This is a genomic window from Shimia marina (genome assembly GCF_001458175.1).
GTDB classification, from domain to species: domain Bacteria; phylum Pseudomonadota; class Alphaproteobacteria; order Rhodobacterales; family Rhodobacteraceae; genus Shimia; species Shimia marina.
On sequence record NZ_CYPW01000040.1, the window covers coordinates 63,624 to 80,908 of the forward strand.

The 17,285-nt window shown below is 57.5% G+C and carries 14 protein-coding genes; 8 read left to right on the plus strand and 6 right to left on the minus strand.

Going from position 1 to position 17,285, the window contains the following annotated elements:
• The first annotated feature begins 7 nt into the window (after window positions 1–7).
• Entirely contained in the window at window positions 8–1,507 is a 1,500-nt protein-coding gene (gene dacB / locus SHM7688_RS17970) for a D-alanyl-D-alanine carboxypeptidase/D-alanyl-D-alanine endopeptidase (RefSeq protein ID WP_058241331.1), read from the plus strand.
• Window positions 1,508–1,744: 237 nt separating this feature from the next.
• Window positions 1,745–3,334, plus strand: coding sequence for a PAS domain-containing sensor histidine kinase (locus tag SHM7688_RS17975; protein ID WP_058241332.1), 1,590 nt, complete (start codon window positions 1,745–1,747; stop codon window positions 3,332–3,334).
• A gap of 54 nt (window positions 3,335–3,388) precedes the next feature.
• On the opposite strand, the gene SHM7688_RS17980 is transcribed toward SHM7688_RS17975, so the two are convergent.
• Entirely contained in the window at window positions 3,389–3,757 is a 369-nt protein-coding gene (locus SHM7688_RS17980; protein ID WP_058241557.1) for a tellurite resistance TerB family protein, read from the minus strand.
• A gap of 197 nt (window positions 3,758–3,954) precedes the next feature.
• Between SHM7688_RS17980 and SHM7688_RS17985 the strand changes: the two genes are divergently transcribed.
• Complete coding sequence (locus tag SHM7688_RS17985; RefSeq protein WP_058241333.1) at window positions 3,955–5,604, plus strand: lysine--tRNA ligase; 1,650 nt, start codon at window positions 3,955–3,957, stop codon at window positions 5,602–5,604.
• Between the two features lie 154 nt (window positions 5,605–5,758).
• Window positions 5,759–6,190, plus strand: a complete 432-nt coding sequence (locus tag SHM7688_RS17990; RefSeq protein WP_083499106.1) for a DUF4864 domain-containing protein — start codon at window positions 5,759–5,761, stop codon at window positions 6,188–6,190.
• Between the two features lie 37 nt (window positions 6,191–6,227).
• On the opposite strand, the gene SHM7688_RS17995 is transcribed toward SHM7688_RS17990, so the two are convergent.
• Window positions 6,228–7,118, minus strand: a complete 891-nt coding sequence (locus SHM7688_RS17995) for a DMT family transporter (RefSeq protein ID WP_058241334.1) — start codon at window positions 7,116–7,118, stop codon at window positions 6,228–6,230.
• A 314-nt stretch (window positions 7,119–7,432) separates the two neighbouring features.
• On the opposite strand from SHM7688_RS17995, the gene SHM7688_RS18000 reads away from it, so the two are divergent.
• From SHM7688_RS18000 to SHM7688_RS18010, 3 genes are all read left to right on the plus strand, one after another.
• Window positions 7,433–8,614 (plus strand): aspartate aminotransferase family protein, encoded by a 1,182-nt coding sequence (locus SHM7688_RS18000; protein ID WP_058241335.1) that lies wholly within the window; start codon window positions 7,433–7,435, stop codon window positions 8,612–8,614.
• 11 nt (window positions 8,615–8,625) lie between these two features.
• Complete coding sequence (gene argF, locus SHM7688_RS18005) at window positions 8,626–9,549, plus strand: ornithine carbamoyltransferase (RefSeq protein WP_058241336.1); 924 nt, start codon at window positions 8,626–8,628, stop codon at window positions 9,547–9,549.
• 185 nt (window positions 9,550–9,734) lie between these two features.
• The gene (locus tag SHM7688_RS18010; RefSeq protein WP_058241337.1) at window positions 9,735–10,772 is read left to right on the plus strand and encodes a 2-dehydropantoate 2-reductase; all 1,038 of its coding nucleotides are present in this window, start codon (window positions 9,735–9,737) and stop codon (window positions 10,770–10,772) included.
• Between the two features lie 18 nt (window positions 10,773–10,790).
• On the opposite strand, the gene SHM7688_RS18015 is transcribed toward SHM7688_RS18010, so the two are convergent.
• From SHM7688_RS18015 to SHM7688_RS18030, 4 genes are all read right to left on the minus strand, one after another.
• Window positions 10,791–12,272: an inorganic phosphate transporter gene (locus tag SHM7688_RS18015; RefSeq protein ID WP_058241338.1), complete on the minus strand. Its 1,482-nt coding sequence runs from the start codon at window positions 12,270–12,272 to the stop codon at window positions 10,791–10,793.
• 88 nt (window positions 12,273–12,360) lie between these two features.
• Entirely contained in the window at window positions 12,361–12,819 is a 459-nt protein-coding gene (locus SHM7688_RS18020) for an NUDIX hydrolase (protein WP_058241339.1), read from the minus strand.
• 104 nt (window positions 12,820–12,923) lie between these two features.
• The gene (gene hrpB / locus SHM7688_RS18025; RefSeq protein WP_058241559.1) at window positions 12,924–15,368 is read right to left on the minus strand and encodes an ATP-dependent helicase HrpB; all 2,445 of its coding nucleotides are present in this window, start codon (window positions 15,366–15,368) and stop codon (window positions 12,924–12,926) included.
• Window positions 15,369–15,406: 38 nt separating this feature from the next.
• Window positions 15,407–16,159, minus strand: a complete 753-nt coding sequence (locus SHM7688_RS18030) for a DUF3108 domain-containing protein (protein WP_058241340.1) — start codon at window positions 16,157–16,159, stop codon at window positions 15,407–15,409.
• Window positions 16,160–16,193: 34 nt separating this feature from the next.
• On the opposite strand from SHM7688_RS18030, the gene meaB reads away from it, so the two are divergent.
• Window positions 16,194–17,165 carry a methylmalonyl Co-A mutase-associated GTPase MeaB gene (gene meaB, locus SHM7688_RS18035; protein ID WP_058241560.1) on the plus strand — a complete coding sequence of 324 codons (972 nt, stop codon included), beginning with the start codon at window positions 16,194–16,196 and terminating at the stop codon, window positions 17,163–17,165.
• Window positions 17,166–17,285: the final 120 nt, after the last annotated feature.

Here is a 17,285-nt window from a genome sequence, read left to right on the forward strand (position 1 = left end):
TTTTGCCATGAAAAAGGTATTTTCGCGTCGTGCATTTTTGACAATGGGAGCTGCCACTTTTAGCAGTACGCTTTGGGCGGAGGCGCCTGCGCGGTCGTTGCGCCCGGTTCTGCGGCCTGCGGGGGGGCACCAGAGTGCGCGGCCACAGGCTCCGGCTTTGGAAGAGCTGATCCGGGAAAGCGGGCTGAGTGGCAAGGTGAGCGTCGCTGTGGCTCGTCAGGGGAGTGCGTCAGTGCTTGAGGGGCATCAGGCCGCATCCGGGCAGCCCCCCGCAAGTGTGACCAAGGTGCTTACGGCGCTTTATGCGCTGCACTATCTGGGCCCTTCACACCGGTTCATCACGAGCCTTGTTGCGGTTGGTGACGTGAGCAATGGGGTGTTGCGGGGCGATCTTGTGCTGCGCGGCGGGGGGGATCCCACGCTGGACACCAATGGTCTTGCTGATCTTGCGCGCACATTGAAGGCTGCGGGCATCCGTGAGGTGAAAGGGCAGTTTCTTGTCTGGGGCGGCGCGATGCCATCTGTGCGGCGGATTGATAAAAAGCAGCCTGATCATGCGGGGTATAATCCGGCGGTGTCCGGTATGGCACTGAACTACAACCGGGTGCATTTTGAATGGAAACGCGCTGGCAGTGGCTATGCGGTCAGCATGGATGCGCGCAGTGATCGGTATCGTCCTGATGTCACCATGGCGCAGATGAAAATCGCAAATCGCCAGCTGCCAGTTTACACCTATAAGTCACAGGGTGGGCGTGACCAGTGGACGGTGGCCAGCGGCGCCTTGGGCAAGGGGGGCGCGCGGTGGCTGCCTGTGCGGGAGCCTGAAATCTACGCTGGTGAGGTTTTCAGAACTCTGGCGCGGGCACATGGCATCGTGATGAAGGCGCCGAAAAAGGCCAATGGTGCGCCGCGTGGTGTGGTCGTGGCGCGGCATCAAAGTGCTGATCTGCGGACCATATTGAAAGGCATGCTGAAGTATTCCACCAATTTGACCGCCGAAATGGTTGGCATGGCGGCCACGCAGGCGCGTGGCACGCCGTTTACAACCCTCAAAACCTCGGCGGGGGCGATGAACCGCTGGGCCCGGGATCATCTGGGTATGCAGGATGCGGCTTTGGTGGACCATTCGGGATTAGGAGAGGCTTCTCGGTTACGTGCGGATGAGATGGCATTGATGTTGGCGCGGGCTGGGCAGCAGGCGGTGTTGCGCCCGATTTTGAAGGTCATTCCTTTGCGTGATGCCAATGGCCGGGTAAACAAGAACCATCCCATCAAAGTGAAGGCCAAAACAGGCACGCTGCATTTTGTGAGCGCGCTGGCTGGCTATGCGACAGCTGCGGACGGAGGCGAATTGGCGTTTGCGATCTTTGAGGCAGATGTCAGTGCGCGCAACAGGCTGATTGGTGCCGATCGGGAGAGGCCGAAAGGTGCACGCAGTTGGAATGGGCGTGCGAAGAAGCTTCAACAGAAGCTGATTGAGCGCTGGAGCACGGTTTACGGAGCTTAGTCAAAAAAATTCAACTCAGCCTTGTAAAATTGGTGTTTTAAGGGGCTGGTGCGACATTTTGGCTTGAATTTCTGGACAAAGATACGAACTGATGGCTGCCGGTATCGCGACGGTGCCAAATGTTGGGGCACGCGGCGAGCGGCGTTCTGGCAAGGGTTCGGTAACCAGTTTTCGTTAGGACATGGAAAATTGCTCACACCTCCAAAAGTTGGAGGGCAAGGTGCGAAACGGCGCGGCATGGAATTCGACTTCCCAAATCCTCATGATCTTCTGGATGCCATTTCGGTGGGTATCTTCTTGCTGCAGGTCTGTGACGACGGGATGCCGCGGTATATTGCCATCAATGACATCGGGGCAGCCCGCATTCGAAAGACCAAAGACGAGGTGCTTGGCAAAACAGCCCTGGAAATCTTTGGTGGCTCAATGGGGGAACGTGCCTTGGCGCAGCATTTGCGTGTTGTTGCCGCTGCGGAGACCACGACCTATAACACGGTGCTTCCGTTTCCTAAGCGGGTGATGGATATGCGCACCACGCTGACGCCGATCTTTGATGCAAGCGGCAAGCTCACGCATCTGCTGGGAACGGCATTGGATGTCACATCAGAGCGCGAGAGAGATACGGCGCTGGAGCTCACGAGACTTGCCAAGGAAAAGGCGGAGCAGGCGGGGCAGGCAAAAGAGCAGTTCCTTGCCAATATGAGCCATGAGATCCGCACGCCGATGAATGGCATTCTTGGCATGTGTGAGTTGTTGCGTGAAACTGATCTGGATGGGACGCAGAGCCTCTATGCGGGTACGATCTTCAATTCTGCGAATGCGCTTTTGGGGATTGTGAATGATGTTTTGGATTTCTCTAAAATTCAGTCTGGCAAAGCCTCTCTGAAGGAGGTGCCGTTTTCGTTGCTGGATGTTGTGATGGATGTGACCACGCTTTTGCGCACCAGAACAGATGGAAAGGGGCTGGCGCTTTATGTTGATTATGCCCCGACGGTGCCAACCACGTATCTTGGTGATGCCAGCAAGATCCGGCAGATATTGCTCAACTTGCTGGGCAATGCGATCAAGTTTACGGACAAAGGCCATATCGTGGTCAAGGTGGAGCGAGACGCCGAAGATGAGGCGTTTGTGCTGTTGTCTGTGACAGACACAGGTCCAGGTATTGAAGAGACGCGTCGCGAGGAGATTTTCTCGGCCTTTGCGCAAGTGGACGGTCCCTCCCATCGCAAGGAAGAAGGCACTGGGCTAGGCTTGGCCATTACGCAGGCTTTGGTTGAGTTGATGTCTGGACGTGTGGACGTGGTGTCGGAAGTAGGGGTGGGATCAACCTTTACCGCTCGGGTGGCGTTGCAAGGGACCGATGCTCAAGTAGAAGCACTCATACATGACCCTGATACCGTGGCGGCGGCATCCGTTCACGACACAGTGCCGATTGCCAAGGTCACGCGCCCCACTGCGCCTGCGTTGGCTGGCGTGCGTGTGTTGGTTGCTGAAGACAATCGCACCAATCAACTGGTGGTGCAAAAGATGTTGGGGCAAACGGGTGCGGATGTGCAGATTGTGCCCAATGGGCAAGCCGCCGTTGACGCTTATCAAAAAGAGGGCTGGGACATGATCCTGATGGATTTGTCTATGCCGATCATGGGCGGTTTGGAAGCGACCCGTGTCATTCGTCAATTTGAGAAAGACACGGGCCGGGACGCCTGCCGGATTGTGGCTTTGACGGCAAATGCACAGCCCCGCGATGCTGTGGCCTGTCGGGAGGCCGGAATGGATGAATTCCTGACCAAGCCGTTTCGCAAAGACGAGCTTTTTGCGGTTATCTCATAAAAAACGCGCCCGGATCGGGGCGCGTTGGTTTTTGCTTTAACGGCAGACGTTTGCTTAGGTCATATGGCGGGCGCGGGCGCCACGTTCGATGGCCGCCGCGTGCAACCGGTCGATATCCAGCTCATAGCGGATTTCCTCTAGAATGCGCAGCTCTGGTTCCTGAAGCGTGCCATCGGCTGCGGCAACGTCACAGGCCAACGCATAGGCGGTTTCATAGAGGTGTTCGGGCAGATCATGGCGCACGAGGCCAAAGAGAGCGGAAAGGCCGTCTTCTTGTTCAAACAGGTCAAAGACCATTTGGCTGATGTGTTTCAACCGGTCGATGTCATACTCACCAAACACTGGCAGGTTGTTCACAGCCACCTGGATTTTGACCAGTTCTGCGGTGCGGATGTTCTCATCTGAGGCCGAAACGGCGATCATCACCGCCACCAGACAATCCTGCGGGGTGAGCGTTGTTGGGGTCTTATCCGGCACGGGGGCATCCTTTGAAATAACCTTGTTGCGGTGCAGAATATTGACTGACAGGGCAAGGAGCAATAGGAAGCGGCGGATTGTCGGGCGCAATGAGGCGCTTGGCATGATTTTGCTGAAACCAATCCCGACATCGGAGATGGACAATGTCTGACCTGCGCGACGCAGCCCTCGTATCCAAAGCCTGGCCATTTGAAGAAGCGCGCAAGCTTCTCAAACGCTACGCAAAGGGCGCGCCGGAAAAGGGCTATGTTCTGTTTGAAACCGGCTATGGCCCTTCTGGTCTGCCGCATATCGGGACATTTGGCGAAGTCGCCCGGACCACGATGATCAAAGTGGCCTTTGAGGCGATCAGCGACATCCCAACCAAGCTGATCTGCTTCTCTGACGATTTAGACGGGCTGCGGAAAGTGCCGTCGAATGTACCAAACCCCAATACGCTTGAGCCTTATCTGCAGATGCCTCTGACGGCTGTGCCTGATCCGTTTGGCACCCATGACAGCTTTGGTGAGCACAACAACGCCATGCTGCGCCGGTTCCTAGACACTTTTGGCTTTGAATATGACTTCTACTCGGCGCGGGAATTTTACAAATCCGGTCAGTTTGACGAGGTGCTGAAACGTGCGGTGGACAACTATGACGCCATCATGGCGATCATGTTGAAATCCCTGCGTGAAGAGCGCGCGGCCACCTATTCGATCTTCCTGCCGCTGCACCCGGAAACCGGCCGTGTGCTGTACGTGCCGATGAAAAAGGTCTGTGCAGAGACCTACACCGTCACCTTTGACGATGAAGACGGCAAAGAATGGACCGTGCCGGTGACCGGCGGCAATGTGAAGCTGCAGTGGAAGCCGGATTTCGGGGCACGCTGGGCCGCGCTGGGCGTGGACTTTGAGATGTATGGCAAGGAGCATGCCACCAACGAAAAGATCTATGATGCGATCTGTCGCGCTTTGGGCGGACGTGCGCCAAACCACTTCTCCTACGAGTTGTTCCTGGATGAAAACGGGCAGAAGATTTCCAAGTCTTCTGGCAATGGCGTGTCGATTGATCAGTGGCTGACTTATGCCTCTACTGAAAGTCTTGCGTATTTCATGTACCAGAAGCCCAAGACAGCAAAGCGCATGCATTTTGATGTGATCCCCAAGGCGGTAGATGAGTATCACCAGCAGTTGCGCGCCTATCATGGGCAAGACATTAAGGCGCAGCTCAACAATCCGGTCTGGCACATTCACGGGGGTGACGTGCCGCAGTCAGATATGGTGGTGCCCTATTCGATGCTGCTCAATATTGCCTCGGTGTCAAACGCAGAGGACAAAGAGACGCTCTGGGGTTTCATCCAGAAATATGCGCCAGAGGCAACCGCAGAGACCCATCCAGGTATGGATGCAGCGGCAGGCCATGCTGTGCGCTATTTCAATGATTTTGTGAAGCCTGCAAAAACCTATCGTGCGCCCACAGATCAGGAGCGCGCGGCGCTGGAAGATTTGGCTGGCGCTTTGAGTTCTGCAGAAACCGCTCTGGCGGTGATTGCGGCCAAAAACGCGTTGGTGGGCAATGAGGAACCGCTACCAGAGCCTGATTTTGGTGATGAGGAATTCCTGCAGTCCATCGTTTTTGCGATTGGTAAAACCCATAAATTTGATCCGCTGAGGGATTGGTTCAAGGCCATTTATGAGGTGCTTCTGGGGGCCTCACAGGGGCCGCGCTTTGGGGGCTTCATTGCGCTTTATGGCGTGGAAGACACCGTGGCCCTGATCCATAAGGCGCTCGCTGGCGAACTTGTGGCTGGGTGATGCGGCGTTGATTCAGCGGACTGCGCCTGCGGGCGCAGACAGATTTCACAAGGCCCCGTTTTGCGGGGCCTTGTCCATTTTGAGGTTGGTGTGACGCTGATGTTTTGATCTGGTTTCCTGTTGAAGGCGTATCTTCAGCAAGGGAGGAAAGATCATGAAACATGTGTTACTGGCCCTTGTGGTTGTGATGGAGTTTTCTCGCAGTGGGTTTGCTCAGGCGCAGGTCTCGCGTCAGGAGATGGGCGCAGCGGCTGATATTCAGGCGGTGATCAGCGCACAGATGGACGCTTTTCGCGGAGATGATTTTGTGCAGGCCTTCAGTTTCGCAGCGGAAAACATTCAACGTCTGTTTGGGACGTCGGAGAATTTCGCTGTGATGGTAAAGCGGGGCTACCCGATGGTGCACCGTGCGGAGGATGTGCGGTTTGGTGCGTTGCGCCCTGACGGTAATGCGCTGTGGCAGCGGGTTTTGATACGCGATGCCCAAGGTGTTGTGCATGTGCTGGAGTATCTGATGATCAGTGATGGGGAGAGCTGGCGCATTGCGACGGTACAGCTTTTGCCGCCATCAGATGTGGGAGCGTGACCGGGGTGTTGGCTACGTAAGTCATTGAGGTGATATGTTACTTTGACGCGTGGCGTGCCTCTCGCCAAACCAGAATGGCTGCGGCGCAGAGGATGAGTGCTGTGCCGATCCAGCTCACGCGGTCGGGAATTACACCGAAGATGATGGCATCATAGAGCGCCGCGAAGGCCAGAGCGGCGTAGAAAAACGGCGCGACAAAGCTGGCGTCGGCGAGACGCATGGCATTGATGAAACAGGTTTGCGCAGTGGCCATCAAGAGCCCGATGCCTGCAAGCCCTGCCCATTGAGCGGGCGTGGGAGTTTGCCAGACAAAAATCACCACAGCAGAGGCGATGGTGAGTCCCAGCGCGTTGTTGATCAGCAGGATTTGAAAAGGGCGCTCCCGGCCCGTGAGTTTTTTCATGAAGATGACCTCGCCGCCCAAAAAACAAGCCGCGCAGAGGGCCAGAATGGCGCCAAGTTCCAGCGCGCCTGCACCGGGGCGGGTGAGGACCATGGCCCCCGTGAAGGCCAGTGCGGCGGAGCCCCAGCGCCATGGGCCGATCTTTTCGCCCAAAAAAGGAATCGCGAGCAACATGCCCACCACAGGGTTGAGGAAGCTGATCGCGGTGGCGTCTGAAAGTGGGATAAAGGCGGCGGCTGCGAACATGAGTGTCACACCGCCCCAGCCCAGAGAAGATCGGCCGATATGCAGCTTCCAATTGGGGCGTTGCAGTGTAGGTCGTAGGATCATCGCCGCAGTTGCAAAGCCCAGAAAGGCAAACAGGAACCGCCCGTGGCTGATCTGTAGCGGGTGCATCGCAGGGCCCAGCGTGCCTGTGCCGAGCGCCTTGGCCAGCAGTGTTGTGCCAGCGACAAAGGCGGAGGCCAAAAGGGTCAACCCAGCAGCGAGCGGCGGGTTTTGGGAGGTCGCGGCATTATTATCCATGCTGGTGTTATGGGGGGTGTTGGCAGGGGGAGCAAGGTGTCGGAAATCATGCCCGATTTGGTGACCTCTTTGCGCAAAAAGCGCCAAAATGCGCCGTATCGAAATATAGGGGTTCCCATTTGGATGTTTTCATTCTAGGGAGGACACATGATCAAACGCTGCGATATCCTTCACCTGCGACGCCGACGCCTGACCGCGTAACCGGCCCTTGATCTCTTGCGCCACAAACTGGCGCAAACATTCTCAAAAACATTGACGCAAACGCCTCCTGTGATGCAGTCACTGAGGCTCATGATCTAAAGAGGAAGATCGATATGATCCCGTCTATTTTGCCGACGTACAACCGCGCCCCGCTCACTTTTGAGAGCGGTGAGGGAAGCTGGATGATCGAGGCGGATGGCCGACGTTTTCTGGATCTGGGCGCGGGTATTGCAGTGAACGTGCTTGGACATGCCAATCCGGTGCTTGTTGAGGCGTTGACGGCGCAGGCGGGTAAGCTCTGGCATGTTTCAAATCTCTACAACATCACACAGCAACAGGCGCTTGCAGATAAGCTGGTGGCCAGCACATTTGCGGATACGGTGTTTTTCACAAATTCCGGCACAGAGTGCTGCGAGCTGGCGGTGAAAATGGCACGCAAATACTGGTACGATAAGGGGCAGCCCGAGCGCGTGGAGATCATCGCTTTTGAAGGGGCGTTTCATGGCCGCAGCTCCGCTGGTATCGCTGCGGCGGGTTCTGAGAAACTGGTTGCAGGCTTTGGCCCTTTATTGCCGGGCTTCCACCAGGTGCCTTGGGGGGATGTTGATGCGGCCGAAGCGCTGGTTGGTGACCAGACCGCGGCGATTATTGTCGAGCCGGTACAGGGGGAGGGCGGTATTCGCCCGCTGCCAGATGCGGATCTTAAGGCACTGCGGGCGCTCTGTGATGCGGCGGGCATTCTGCTGATCATGGATGAGGTGCAATGCGGTGTGGGCCGGACCGGCAAGCTTTTTGCCCATGAATGGGCCGGTGGGACACCAGATATCATGATGGTGGCCAAAGGCATTGGTGGCGGTTTTCCACTGGGCTGTGTTCTGGCGACGGAAGAGGCTGCAAGTGGCATGGTCGCAGGCACGCATGGGTCAACCTATGGCGGAAACCCCTTGGCCTGTGCCGTGGGTGGCGCGGTTATGGACATGGTCGCCAATGATGCATTTCTAGGCGAGGTGAACCGCAAATCCGGACTTTTGCGTCAGAAACTTGAAGGTCTGGTTGCGGCCCATCCGGAAGTGTTTGAAGAGGTACGCGGTGCAGGGCTCATGTTGGGGCTCAAATGCGCAAAAGTGACCTGTGGCGATGTGGTGGCTGCCGGGTATGACAATGAGGTTGTGACGGTGCCAGCGGCGGACAATGTTGTGCGTCTGTTGCCGCCGTTGACAATCAGTGACGAGGAAATTGCCGAGGCCGTGGCGCGGCTGGAGAAGGCGGCGTCCCAGTTGGACGCAGGGAAATAAGGACCATAGCGATGAAACATTTTCTGGATATCAACACCACCGATGTGGCCGACCTGCGCGGCATGATTGAAAGCGCTAAGACCATCAAGAATGCGCGCAACGGACGCCCCAAGGGCGCGCTTGACGACGATCTTCCGCTGAAAGATCACATGGTGGCGCTTATTTTTGAGAAGCCTTCAACGCGGACGCGTGTGAGCTTTGATGTGGGTGTGCGTCAGATGGGCGGGCGGACCATGGTGCTGTCAGGCTCAGAGATGCAGTTGGGTCATGGAGAAACTGTGGCGGACACGGCAAAGGTGTTGAGCCGCTATGTGGATCTGATCATGATCCGGACCTTTGAAGAGGCGACGCTGCTGGAGATGGCGGAAAATGCCACGGTTCCTGTGATCAATGGTCTGACCAACCGCACGCACCCTTGTCAGATCATGGCGGACATCCTGACCTTTGAAGAAAAGCGCGGCCCCATCGCGGGCAAAAAAGTGGTCTGGTCTGGGGACGGTAACAATGTGTTTGCCAGCTTTGCCCATGCGGCGGGGCAATTTGGCTTTGACTTGACCTTTACTGGTCCGCAGACCCTCGACCCCGAAGCTCTGTTTATTGAAGAAGCGCGTGCCAAGGGCGTCAAGGTGGAGATCGAGCGCGATCCGATCAAGGCGGTACAGGGCGCTGATCTGGTGGTGACGGACACATGGGTGAGCATGCATGATGCGGCCTCCATGCGGGAGCGTCGGCACAATCAACTGCGCCCCTATCAGGTCAACGAAGATCTTATGAAAGAAGCTGCGGATGACGCGCTGTTCATGCACTGTCTGCCGGCGCATCGCAATGAAGAGGCCACTGACGCAGTGATGGATGGCCCGGCCTCTGTGATCTTTGATGAGGCGGAAAACCGGCTGCATGCGCAAAAGGCAGTAATGAAATGGTGTCTGACGTAACCCACTGTTGAGGCATCGCAAAACAGAAGGCGCGACCGCAGGGTGGCGCCTTTTTTGCGTTCAGATCAGCGTGGTTTCGGGGGCTTCAATACCGTGGTGAACTTACGAAGGACCCAGATTGCCGCAGTTTTGCCTCAAACTATCCTTATTCAGCGGGCGGGACAGAAGCAGGGAGTGCGTTGGGGATGCGCGAGGCACCACAAAGGAAAACGCGGCCACGGATCGTGGTGGCCGGGGCGGGCAGCATTGGCTGTTTTGTTGGCGGTATGCTGGCAGAAGGAGGCCATGATGTGACTCTGCTGCTGCGTGCGGCAACGCGGGAGGAGCTTTCCAAACATGGGCTCCTGCTGACGGATTTTGCCGGGATGGATACGGCATTGTCACCAGATCAGTTTGCCATGGACACGGATCCCGCCTGTCTGGCTGGCGCGGACATCGTGTTGCTGACCGTGAAAAGCGCGGCGACAGCGGAGATGGCAGCACAGATTGCGCGCCATGCGCCACAGGGGGCCGTTGTTGTGAGCCTGCAGAATGGCGTCCAGAATGCGCCTTTGTTGCATGATCTGTTGCCGGAATTTGATGTGCGCGCCGGAATGGTGCCTTTTAATGTGCTTTGGGTTGGTGGCGGGCGGTTTCATCGGGGCACCAGCGGCGACATTTGCATCGCAAAGGGCAAGGGGCATGTGGCGCGTCATCTCAGTCTGCCGGGGCTGCAGGTGCATGAACATAAAAACATGGCTGCGGTGCAATGGGGCAAGTTGCTCATCAATCTCAACAATGCGTTGAATGCCCTTTCAGGTTTGCCGCTGCGCAAACAAATAGGGGACATGCGCTGGCGACGGCTCATGGCGGCGCAGATGGTTGAGGCACTCGATCTGCTGAGGGCGGAGGGGATTGCAACAGTCAATCCGGTTGCTGCCGTGCCCATGCGCTGCGTGCCTGTGATCCTGAGGCTACCAACATGGGCGTTCCGGTGGGTGGCCAAGGCCATGCTGTCAATTGATCCAAATGCGCGCAGTTCGATGTGGGAGAATCTGGATCGGGGCCGCATGACAGAAATCGAAGAGTTGCAGGGCAAGATTGTGGCTCTTGCGGCAGATCAGGGAACCACAGCCCCCATCAATAGTGCGATTGCAGAGTTGATCCGAGAGGCCGAAGCGGCGGGCGCGGGGGCACCGGTCTTGTCGCCGCGAGAGGTGCGGCAAAGATTGCGGGCGGCGTGAACCGCCCGCGCTTTTCGTTTAGCCAGTGATGCCGTTGAGAATGAAGAAGATCACAGCGGACATAGATGCGGCCGCAGGCACGGTGATGACCCAGGCGGCGACGATGGTCATGAAATGACTGCGGCGCACCAGTTTGCGGCGGCGCCGTTCTTCCGGCGCGATGCGGGCTTCTGCTGGGCGTTTGTCGGCGGACTTGCGCAGACGCCGCTCCGCATCCCACTCGCGGAAGAAGCCAACGCCAAAAATGCCGCCGACGGCGATGTGGGTGGAACTGACAGGCAGGCCGAGCCATGAGGCGACAATCACTGTGATGGCGGCAGAGAGTGCCACACAATATGCGCGCATTGGGTTCAGTTTTGTGATCTTCTCGCCGACCATGCGGATCAGTTTGGGGCCAAAGAGAAACAGGCCGAAAGAGATGCCAAAGGCCCCGATGATCATCACCCATGTTGGGATCGCCACTTTTGCGGCAATATCGCCAAATTCGGCAGCATGCACGATTGCGGCCAGTGGGCCGACGGCATTTGCCACGTCATTGGCACCATGGGCAAAGGACAGCAGGGCGGCCGAGAACACCAGTGGGATGCCAAAGAGCACCTTGAGCGATTTGTTGCGGTTTTCCAGCCCTTCGGATTGCTTGCGAATGAAAGGTTTGGAGACTGCGTAGAACAGTACGCCCGTGCCGAGACCGATCAGCAGAGCAGTCTGGATGTCGATTTTGATGATCCGCTTGAGGCCTTTGAGGGCCAGATAGGAAGCGAAGGCTGCGGCCATGATGCCGATCAGCACAGGCACCCAGCGGCGCGCGGCGGCGATTTTGTCATCCTGATAAATGATGCGTGATTTGATGAAGGCGAGGAAGCAGGCTGCGATGACGCCGCCGAGCACAGGTGAAATCACCCAAGAGGCGGCGATCTTGCCCATGGTGGGCCAGTTCACAGCCGCAAAGCCTGCGGCGGCGATCCCTGCGCCCATGACGCCACCCACAACAGAGTGTGTGGTGGAAACCGGCGCGCCCACCCAGGTGGCGATGTTGACCCAGAGCGCGGAAGAGATCAGCGCAGCCATCATGGCCCAGACAAAGATCTCAGCCTGACCGATGCCAGAGGGATCAATGATGCCTTTAGAAATGGTGGACACCACATCGCCCCCAGCCAAAAGCGCGCCTGCGCTTTCAAAAATAGCTGCGATGGCAATTGCACCGCCCATGGTAAGCGCATTCGCCCCTACGGCCGGGCCCATATTGTTGGCCACGTCATTTGCACCGATGTTGATCGCCATGTAAGCGCCAAAACCGGCTGCTGCGATGATGATCATGGTGTTGGGCTGTTCGCCCGTGAGCAGGCCTGCGATCCCAGCGGCCAAAACGATGAAGGCGAGGGCGATGCCCAGACCAACCATGGGGCGCGCGACATAGAGCGTTGCGGATTCAAGATGTGAGATGCGGTGAAGGTCGCGGTCCAGCGTGGACCAGTGCTTGCCGTCGTGAGGCGTAGACATAACAAAGTTTCCCGGCTTGGTTTGAGCGGGCTGTATCCTTGTCACACAGGCGATGCAATGGGGGTGTTACAAAACCGTTACAAAACTGTCACATTTGCCGCAAAAGCGCCTGAAGCTCTGGTTCATGCACCATTTCGGCCGCTTCGGCAGGGGCAACCCATTTGCGGGTGCGTTGATCAGCCTCTGGGAAGTCATCTACGATCTTTTCGACTTTGGTTTCGAAAACGGTGACATCCACGGCAATTTCCAAACCACCGTCTAAGCGCTTGTCATAGCCATATACACCAAAGGGGTCTTCGTTGATGTTGGCTTTCTTCACGCCAGCTTCTTCCCAAGCTTCTTGCAGAGCCGCGCCGGCGGCGTCGAGACCTTTGATGGGCCATCCTTTGGGCAGTACCCAACGCCCGGTGTCACGGGAGGTGACCAAAAGCACCTGACGGCTTCCGTCGTGATCGCGTGTACAGAGCGCGGCCACCTGAATGCGGCGCGGACGCTGCAACATTGGAGCCAGCACGTTTTCATACGCGATTTTGAGAGGATTGGTCATGGGCTGCTCTGGTCGTTTTTATGTATTTATAATGTCACATTATTTTGTCGTTGCATTGTATATACGTTTGCTTGTGGAAAACGTCAAGGTGTCTCACGTTTTTCTTATCTGGCCCGACGTTTGGCGCGCAAAGTGGGATCTGCTTGTGTGGGATCTTCAGGCCAAGGGTGTTTGGGGTAGCGCCCGCGCATGTCTTTGCGCACATCGGCATAGGAACTGGCCCAGAAACCGGGGATATTCATGGTGGTCTGCACGGGTTTCTGGCCAGGCGACAGAAGGGTGACGCGCAGGGGCGTGTTGCCAATCATGGGGTGGGTTGTCTGACCAAAGAGCTCTTGGAGGCGCAGGGTGATTTCGGGGTGCTCCCCCGCGTAATCAATCGGAATTTTGCGGTCCAGAGGTGTTGTGAAATGTGCTGGGGCGAGGCGGTCCAAGAGACTCATCTGGTTCCAGTCAAGTTGCGCGCGCAGAGCATCAAGGATGTCAAATTTCTTCCAATGTTCCGCCGTTTTGACGCCACCGATATGGGGCAAAAGCCAATCTTCTATGCCCGCGAGCAGCGCGTCTTCTGTCATCTCTGGTAGTGTATGGCCTGAGGCTCGGATCAATTCCACCCGTGCAACAAAGCGTTTGGCGGCCGGGGAGAATACCAAGCCAAGATCACGGACACCATCCAGCATGGCCAGAGCGATGGATTCTTCGGGCGCGTCTTGCCAGATGCGGTCATCAAGGGCAATCGCGCCGAAGAATTCTTGGCGTCTTGCGATTACGCGGCGGTCTCGTTTTGACCATGCGCAATGATCCTGCCACGAAATCTGATCGGGAAAAAGATCGCGGATCTGCGCTTCGGAAATCTGGATGGCCTGACGAATGCGGGCCTCGCGCGGATTTCCGTCAGTGTCGGTGACCACAATCAGGCGCGTGTTTGCCATCGGGTCGCTGTCATCCATGACGGCGCCTTTGCCTCCTGAGAGTACAAAACGGGGCGCGTCACCTTTGCGGTGCAGGCCGATCCGGTCCGGATAGGCTAGAGCGGCGAGTTCTGCGGCACTGTGCGTGGTGTGTTGTTGGTTTGGCGCGGTTTTGGCAAGGCGTTTTGCTTCGTCTCGCAAGGCATGCAAGGCGGTGCGGTTGACCCCATAGGGGCGCCGCTCTGTGAAGGCTCGCACGTCGGACAAAGCCTCCAGTCTGAGGCTCAGGTCGGTGGGCGCGCCGCGGCTGAGGGGATCGCGGGCTGCCAGAAGGGTAGCCATCTGCGCAGCCTGCGGCCCTGCGAGGATCAACATATGCGCCAACCGTGGGTGAAGCGGCACTTTGGCGATGGCTTTGCCATGGGCAGTGATGCGGTTGTCGCTGTCCAATGCGCCCAGCATGCGTAGAACGGTCTGCGCCTCGGCAAAGCTGCCAGCATTGGGGTGGGTCAGGAATGCCAGATCGGTTGGAGAGGCACCCCAGAGAGCCAGTTCCAGTGCCAGCCCTGTGAGATCGGCGGCTTCAATCTCGGCAGGTGGATATGGCAGGAGCGCCCCTTCTTCGCCCTTTGTCCACAGGCGATAGCATGTGCCTTCGGCGACACGGCCCGCACGGCCTTGTCTTTGAGTCGCTTCGGCGCGGGTCACACGCTCAGTGACAAGGCGTGACATGCCTGAGCCGGGATCGAAGCGCGCGCGGCGCGCGCGGCCGGCATCTACGACGACGCGCACGTCCTGAATGGTGAGAGAGGTTTCCGCAATCGACGTGACGAGCACCACTTTGCGCCCCTGAGCCGCAGGGCGAATGGCGGCCTGCTGATCCTTGAAGGGCATGGAGCCATAGAGGGGATGGATCGTGCAGTCGGCAGGCAATTTCAGCAAAGCCTGCGTGCGGCGGATTTCACCTTCGCCGGGCAGAAATACGAGCACACCGCCTTCCGTTTCCTTGACCGCCTGTGCAATCAATTGTGCAGTGGCCTCTTCCAGATGTGTGTTTTTGGGCAGTGGTTTTTCCAGCCAGCGGGTGGTGACTGGAAAAGCGCGCCCTTCTGAGGTGATGACGGGGGCGTCACCCATCAGCTTTGCCACCGGTTCGGCATCCAATGTGGCCGACATGGCCAGCAGCAAAAGATCGTCGCGCAGCGCGTCGCAAATCTCCAGACAGAGCGCGAGGCCAAAATCCGCGTTCAGCGAGCGTTCGTGAAATTCGTCAAAGATCACTGCACCGATGCCAGAGAGTTCCGGATCGGATTGAATCATGCGGGTCAGAATGCCTTCGGTGACGACTTCAATGCGGGTGTTTTTTGACACTTTGCTTTCGCCACGCACCCGGTAGCCGACGGTGTCGCCGGGTTTCTCGCCCAATGTCTGGGCCATTCTCTCGGCGGCGGCGCGGGCGGCAAGACGGCGGGGTTCGAGCATCAGAATGCGTCCATCCGTCAGCCCGGCATCGCGTATGGCCAGAGGCACCACAGTGGTTTTGCCTGCGCCTGGTGGGGCTTGCAGTACCGCGCGATTGTGGGATTTGAGGGCCTTGAGAAGTGGCTCCAGGGCGTTGTGAATAGGCAGATGCATCATGGGGCCGTTATCGGTCAGCGCGCGCGTGGCGTCCAGTGTCACTCTTGCCGGATGACCTTGGCCTTGCCATGGCGGGACGTCAGATGCACCTCTTGCGCACGCCAGACGTTGCCTTGCTTTTGATAGACAATCGACAGGGGGGAGGTTTTTAGCTCTGCGAGATCTTCAGCGGAATAGCCGCCGATGCGATCATAGGTGCCTGAACAGGTCACCCCCTCTGCCGAGGTCCGACGGGTTTTCAATGTGATACGTACTAGGCGCGTTCCATCAAATTGGGTCTGATCGACCGTGCAGAGCGTTTCTTCGGTTTGGTCTCGCAGGGTGAGCCACATCATGGAAAGCGGATCAAAGGCCCCTTTGAGAGCGCTTGGCTCAATAGGGACATCTGGTTCTTGTAGCCCCTTGGTTTTGACCATGCGATCTCCTTGCCTGCGCAGGCTGGTTTCAGAGATGCGCTTGCCGGTGTTGATGCGCCCTGTATAGGCGCGCGGCAGGAGGTCGGATCCTTTCAGGCCGCCACCTCCCTCAATTGAGAAACGGATTTTTTTCAACACGCCTGCAAGGCCGGTGGTTTCAAAAATGCCCTTGCCAGAGTAGTTTTGCGCGGTCTCTGACATGGTCACGCGCAATTCACCAACCTTGATACCGAATGCATGAACGGACCAGCGTTGTGTGATCTGTTCTGCTGTGGCCGCGGGAGGGGCCATGACTGCGGCACAGAGCAGCAGAGCCCATAAAGTGGCATGGCGCAGGAAGCGCTGGGCTAGACAAAGGCAGGTGTCACGCGGCATGAAGATTTCCAAACAGAAAACACGGGTACCGGCAATGAATATCGCAGATCTGCGTGACAGAATACTGAAACAAGAACGCCGTGCCTTGGCACGGGCGATTACGCTGGTTGAAAGTGCACGAGAGGATCACCGTGCCCAAGCAACGGAACTTCTGGAAGGGCTGAGCGGGGCAGGGCGGCAGTCGCTCAGAATTGGTTTGTCAGGTACGCCGGGCGTGGGCAAATCTACATTCATCGAGAGTTTTGGGATGATGCTCACAGCGCAGGGGCTCAAGGTCGCCGTGCTGGCAGTGGATCCTTCTTCCGCGCGCAGCGGGGGATCCATTCTTGGGGATAAGACGCGGATGGAACGGCTGAGCCGGGATCGCAATGCTTTTATTCGACCGTCGCCAAGCCAGACACATCTTGGCGGTGTGGCACGTCGTACACGTGAGGCTGTGGCGCTCTGTGAAGCGGCCGGTTTTGATGTGATCTTGATTGAAACTGTCGGCGTCGGTCAGTCTGAAACCGTGGTCGCGGAAATGTCCGATCTGTTTTTGTTGCTGTTGGCACCAGCAGGGGGCGATGAGCTTCAGGGTGTGAAGCGCGGCATCATGGAAATGGCGGACATCATTTTGGTAAACAAGGCTGACGGTGCGTTGAAAGCCACCGCCATGCGCACCTGTGCGGATTATGCGGGGGCTTTGCGCCTTTTGCGCAAGCGCCCGCAGGATCCAAAAGGCTTCCCCAAAGCGATGACCGTCTCCGCGCTGGAAGAAGATGGGCTCAGCGCGGCATGGGATGAAATGACGGAACTGATGGAATGGCGCAAGACCGAAGGGCATTGGCGCGCGCGGCGTGCAGCTCAGGCACAATTCTGGTTTCATGAAGAGGTGCGTCAGGGTTTGTTGGCGCGGCTCAATCAGATCTCTGCGCGCACAAGGATGCAGGAACTGGACGCGCAGGTCGCGGCAGGGGCGATGACCCCGTCACAGGCGGCGTTGAGCATGCTGGAAAATCTAGAATAAGACGCCGCCCTGCCTCTCGATTTGTGTTAAGATATTGGTCGCACTTGCGCGATAGTCATATTTTGTTCAGTCTGAACAGATACCTGCCAGTAGGCATGTTCGAAGTGGCCCTGATGCAGA

What these genes read in the sequence shown, in the direction of transcription:
- dacB (WP_058241331.1), top strand. Translation starts at nt 8, where the DNA reads ATGAAAAAGGTATTTTCGCGTCGTGCATTTTTGACAATGGGAGCTGCC.
- SHM7688_RS17975 (WP_058241332.1), top strand. Translation starts at nt 1,745, where the DNA reads ATGGAATTCGACTTCCCAAATCCTCATGATCTTCTGGATGCCATTTCG.
- SHM7688_RS17980 (WP_058241557.1), bottom strand. Translation starts at nt 3,757, where the DNA reads ATGATCGCCGTTTCGGCCTCAGATGAGAACATCCGCACCGCAGAACTG.
- SHM7688_RS17985 (WP_058241333.1), top strand. Translation starts at nt 3,955, where the DNA reads ATGTCTGACCTGCGCGACGCAGCCCTCGTATCCAAAGCCTGGCCATTT.
- SHM7688_RS17990 (WP_083499106.1), top strand. Translation starts at nt 5,759, where the DNA reads ATGAAACATGTGTTACTGGCCCTTGTGGTTGTGATGGAGTTTTCTCGC.
- SHM7688_RS17995 (WP_058241334.1), bottom strand. Translation starts at nt 7,118, where the DNA reads ATGGATAATAATGCCGCGACCTCCCAAAACCCGCCGCTCGCTGCTGGG.
- SHM7688_RS18000 (WP_058241335.1), top strand. Translation starts at nt 7,433, where the DNA reads ATGATCCCGTCTATTTTGCCGACGTACAACCGCGCCCCGCTCACTTTT.
- argF (WP_058241336.1), top strand. Translation starts at nt 8,626, where the DNA reads ATGAAACATTTTCTGGATATCAACACCACCGATGTGGCCGACCTGCGC.
- SHM7688_RS18010 (WP_058241337.1), top strand. Translation starts at nt 9,735, where the DNA reads ATGCGCGAGGCACCACAAAGGAAAACGCGGCCACGGATCGTGGTGGCC.
- SHM7688_RS18015 (WP_058241338.1), bottom strand. Translation starts at nt 12,272, where the DNA reads ATGTCTACGCCTCACGACGGCAAGCACTGGTCCACGCTGGACCGCGAC.
- SHM7688_RS18020 (WP_058241339.1), bottom strand. Translation starts at nt 12,819, where the DNA reads ATGACCAATCCTCTCAAAATCGCGTATGAAAACGTGCTGGCTCCAATG.
- hrpB (WP_058241559.1), bottom strand. Translation starts at nt 15,368, where the DNA reads ATGATGCATCTGCCTATTCACAACGCCCTGGAGCCACTTCTCAAGGCC.
- SHM7688_RS18030 (WP_058241340.1), bottom strand. Translation starts at nt 16,159, where the DNA reads ATGCCGCGTGACACCTGCCTTTGTCTAGCCCAGCGCTTCCTGCGCCAT.
- meaB (WP_058241560.1), top strand. Translation starts at nt 16,194, where the DNA reads ATGAATATCGCAGATCTGCGTGACAGAATACTGAAACAAGAACGCCGT.